The organism is Brevundimonas sp. (assembly GCF_032107865.1).
Classification (GTDB): Bacteria; Pseudomonadota; Alphaproteobacteria; order Caulobacterales; family Caulobacteraceae; genus Brevundimonas.
Map to the genome: position 1 here is coordinate 1 of NZ_DAMCNG010000257.1, position 3,496 is coordinate 3,496.

Annotated in this window: 5 protein-coding genes; 2 read left to right on the forward strand and 3 right to left on the reverse strand. The window is 67.6% G+C overall.

All coding sequences use genetic code 11. The features are described from left to right. The first annotated feature begins 337 nt into the window (after window positions 1-337). Together RT567_RS15040 and RT567_RS15045 are read left to right on the forward strand one after the other, a co-directional pair. A complete protein-coding gene (locus tag RT567_RS15040) occupies window positions 338-757 on the forward strand; it encodes an Hsp20 family protein (protein ID WP_313577055.1) in 420 nt (139 codons plus the stop codon). A gap of 58 nt (window positions 758-815) precedes the next feature. Beyond that, window positions 816-1,070: a DUF1150 family protein gene (locus RT567_RS15045; RefSeq protein ID WP_313577056.1), complete on the forward strand. Its 255-nt coding sequence runs from the start codon at window positions 816-818 to the stop codon at window positions 1,068-1,070. A gap of 56 nt (window positions 1,071-1,126) precedes the next feature. Here RT567_RS15045 and RT567_RS15050 read toward each other — a convergent pair whose 3' ends face one another. From RT567_RS15050 to rpoN, 3 genes are all read right to left on the reverse strand, one after another. Next, window positions 1,127-1,591, reverse strand: a complete 465-nt coding sequence (locus tag RT567_RS15050; protein ID WP_003163938.1) for a PTS sugar transporter subunit IIA — start codon at window positions 1,589-1,591, stop codon at window positions 1,127-1,129. A 77-nt stretch (window positions 1,592-1,668) separates the two neighbouring features. Next, complete coding sequence (gene hpf / locus RT567_RS15055; protein ID WP_313577057.1) at window positions 1,669-2,319, reverse strand: ribosome hibernation-promoting factor, HPF/YfiA family; 651 nt, start codon at window positions 2,317-2,319, stop codon at window positions 1,669-1,671. 72 nt (window positions 2,320-2,391) lie between these two features. Further along, window positions 2,392-3,496 (reverse strand): RNA polymerase factor sigma-54 (gene rpoN, locus RT567_RS15060; RefSeq protein ID WP_313577058.1); only part of this gene is annotated, 1,105 nt, incomplete at its 5' end.

Consider the following 3,496-nt stretch of genomic DNA (forward strand, 5'->3'; position numbering starts at 1 on the left):
GAGCGCCGGCGACGGCGCCGGTGGCGGTGTTGTTGCGGCGCGGCGCGGAGCTGTAGGGGTCGGTCGTGGTGCAGGCGGCGGCGCCCAGCAGGGCGGCGATGCTCAGACCGGCGACGGCGATCTTGGCGCGCATGGGAAAATCCTTTCGATAGCGACCTATGGTCGCGAGAACGCGAAGCCCACAGTTAAGGTTTCAATGTGTATGGACCATGAACGCTGACGGGCGTCGCCTGCCGTTGACCTCCAGAGCCAGTCCCCCCATCTGTAACAGCGGCCGGGCGCTTCGCCGATCATGGGGGGCGCCGGACGGCCGAGGTCGCTTGATTGCGAGGGCCCCATGACTGCACGCACCCTGCTGTTCGACAGCCCCTTCTTGTTGGGCTTCGACCATACGCGCGCTCTGATTGATCGGGCGGCCAAGGCGGCGGCTGAGTCCTACCCGCCCTATAACGTCGAGCAACTCGGCGAGGCGGCTGTGCGCATCACCCTGGCCGTGGCGGGCTTCACGCCCGAAGAGCTGTCGGTCACGGTTGAAGGGCGCCAACTGACCATCACCGGCAAGCGCGAGGACGCCGGTCGCGACCCTCAGGCCTTTCTGCACCGAGGCATCGCGGCGCGCGGCTTCGTCCGCAACTTCGTCCTGGCCGACGGGCTGGAGATCGCGGGCGCCCGGCTGGAGCACGGCCTGTTGCACGTCGAGCTGATCCGTCCGGAACAGGAACGCAGCGTGCGACGCATACCCATCACGACGGGCTGAACAGCCGTCGAACCGCCTGGCTTTCCAGGCGTTCAGTCAAGCGTAAGGAGGCGGTCTTATGACGCCTAACATGAATACGAAGGACTTCGCCGATTTCGGCGCCCCGGAGCTGGTCTATGTCCGCGCGATCCGCGCCTCCGACGTGCTGGAGGACGCTCGGGTCGAGACGGCCGCCGATGTCGAAATCGACCCCGATCAGATCCTCTACGCCGTGCATGGCGCGGACGGCGAGCGTCTGGCCGTCATGCTGGATCGAGAAACCGCCTTCGCGGCCGCCGTGGCGCATGACCTGGAACCGATGTCGGTCCACTAGGCGTCTTGAAAACAGCGCCGTCCCTGAAAACGGGATGAAGACGTGAGGAAGACCGCTCAGGCGGCGGTCTTCGACACATCCTTGACGAACAGGGCGCGGATGGCGTCCACGGTCCGCGCCTGGCGCAGTTGTTCGCGCAGTTCGGGCGAGCGCAGGGCGCGCGACACCGCCGCCAGCGCCCGCAGATGCTCGGCCCCCGCGTCCAGAGGCGCGAACAGGGCGAACAACAGGTCCACCGGGCGATCGTCCAGCGATTCATAGGCCACGGGCGTGTCCAGGCGCACGAAGACAGCGCAGACGCGGTCCAACCCCTTGATGCGGGCGTGTGGAACAGCGACGCCCGAACCCAGGCCCGTCGAGCCCAGGGCCTCGCGCTCCTGCAGGGCCTCGAACGCCTTGTCGGCGTCCAGGTCGAAGGCGGCGCCGAAGGCTTCGGCTACGGCGTGCAAGGCCTGACGTTTGGATGACGCCCCGCCCCGCAGGACGATCCCGTCCGACGACAGCAAATCAGCGATGTCCATACTTACCCCGAAAATCGAACCCGACATTGGCGGAAGGGCGGGTGCTCTTTAGCGCCTTCGCCCTTCCTGAGGAAGCCTCAGCCGACGGCTTGGACCGCAGCACCCTTGATCGTGCGTTGCGGATCGATCCAGCCGACATTGCCGTCGGGCCGACGATAGACCACGGCCAGCCCGCCGTGGGCGGCGTTGCGGAACATCACCAGCGGATAGCCGGTCATATCCAGTTCGGCCACGGCGCGCCCCACGGTCAGGGTGCGGATCTCGGCCTCGGTCTCGGCGATGACCATGCCCACGGGGGGCGGTTCGCCCGGCAGACCCGCCTCGCCGAATTCCTCGTCCTCGACGGTGTCGGGGTCGCGGAAGATGGTCAGGGCGGCGACTTCGCGCGCCGCGTTCTCGGTCTTTTCGGGCGACAGGCCCTTGGGCCCGATGTGGTGGTCTTTCAGGCGGCGCTTGTAGCGGCGCACGCGCTTCTCGAGCTTGGCCAGGCTGTCGGCGAAGGCCGCCTGGGCGTCGCCGCCGAAGCCGGTCGTCACCAGCGACTGGCCCGAGGCCAGGCGCACCCAGCAATCGACCCGGAAGCCGTGTCGATCCTTGGACACCACGACCTCGGCGTCCTGGGCGCCGCGGGCGAAATACTTGCCGATGCCCTCTTCGAGTTCCTGGGAGATGCGCGAGCTTAGCGCTTCGCCGACATCCACTTGCTTGCCGCTGACTTGGATCTTCATGTCCCTAGAACGCGACTGACTGGCTTTGGTGTCAATGCCGATCACCGATTTGTGGTGACGCTTGAGAAGGGGTCAGCCGGCCTTCATCAGGCGGCGGCGCTGGATCGACGAGGGAATGCGCAGGGCCTCGCGATATTTCGCCACAGTACGCCGCGCGATGTCGATGCCGGCCTCGTTCAGAATCTCCACGATGCGGTCGTCGCTCAGCACGTCGCCGTCGCCGGATTCGCCGTCGATCATCGTCTTGATTCTTTGGCGCACGGCCTCGGCCGAGTGGGCGGCGCCGCCGTCGCTGGACTGGATGGCGGCGGTGAAGAAGAACTTCAGTTCGAACACCCCGCGCGGGGTGGAGACGTATTTGTTCGAGGTCACGCGGCTGACCGTCGATTCGTGCATCTCAATGGCCTCGGCCACCGTCTTGAGGGTCAGGGGCCGCAGGAACTCGACGCCGAAGGCCAGGAAGGCGTCCTGCTGGCGCACGATCTCGGACGCCACCTTCATGATGGTGCGGGCGCGCTGGTCCAGCGACTTGACCAGCCAGCTGGCCTGGGCTGCGCAGTCGGCGACGAAGGTCTTCTCCGTGTCCGAACGGGCCCCGGCCGCCACCACGGCGTGATAGCGCTTGTCGACCAGCAGGCGGGGCAGGGTGTCGGTGTTCAGCTCGATCCGCCAACCGCCCGCCGGGTCGGGGCGCACATGGACGTCGGGCACGACCGTCTGGGCCGGTTCGCCGCCGAAACCGGCGCCGGGGCGCGGCGTCAGGGCCTTCAACTCGGCGATCATCTCGACCAGATCCTCGGCGTCGACGCCGCAGACGCGGCGCAGGGCCGCCAGGTCGCGCCGCGCCAGCAACTCCAGATGGTCCAGCAAGGCGCCCATGGCGGGATCGAAGCGGTTGCGCTCGATCAACTGCAGCTTCAGGCATTCGGGAATGGAGCGGGCCATGACGCCGGTCGGCTCGAAGCCGTGGCAGACGGCCAGCACGGCCTCGATGCGCGCCTCGTCCACGCCCAGTCGTTCGGCGATCTCGCCCAGGTCCGCGCGCAGATAGCCGCCCTCGTCCGTGGCGTCGATCAGGGTCAGGGCGATGGCGTGGTCGGCAGGGCTGAAGCCGGCGGCCGAGGCCTGGGCCTGTAGATGCTCCCACAGGGTCTCGTCGCGTTGGTCGGGGCGCTCG

Excerpts from the sequence above, each read along its gene's own strand:
- RT567_RS15040 (WP_313577055.1), top strand. The coding sequence starts at position 338 with ATGACTGCACGCACCCTGCTGTTCGACAGCCCCTTCTTGTTGGGCTTC.
- RT567_RS15045 (WP_313577056.1), top strand. The coding sequence starts at position 816 with ATGACGCCTAACATGAATACGAAGGACTTCGCCGATTTCGGCGCCCCG.
- RT567_RS15050 (WP_003163938.1), bottom strand. The coding sequence starts at position 1,591 with ATGGACATCGCTGATTTGCTGTCGTCGGACGGGATCGTCCTGCGGGGC.
- hpf (WP_313577057.1), bottom strand. The coding sequence starts at position 2,319 with ATGAAGATCCAAGTCAGCGGCAAGCAAGTGGATGTCGGCGAAGCGCTA.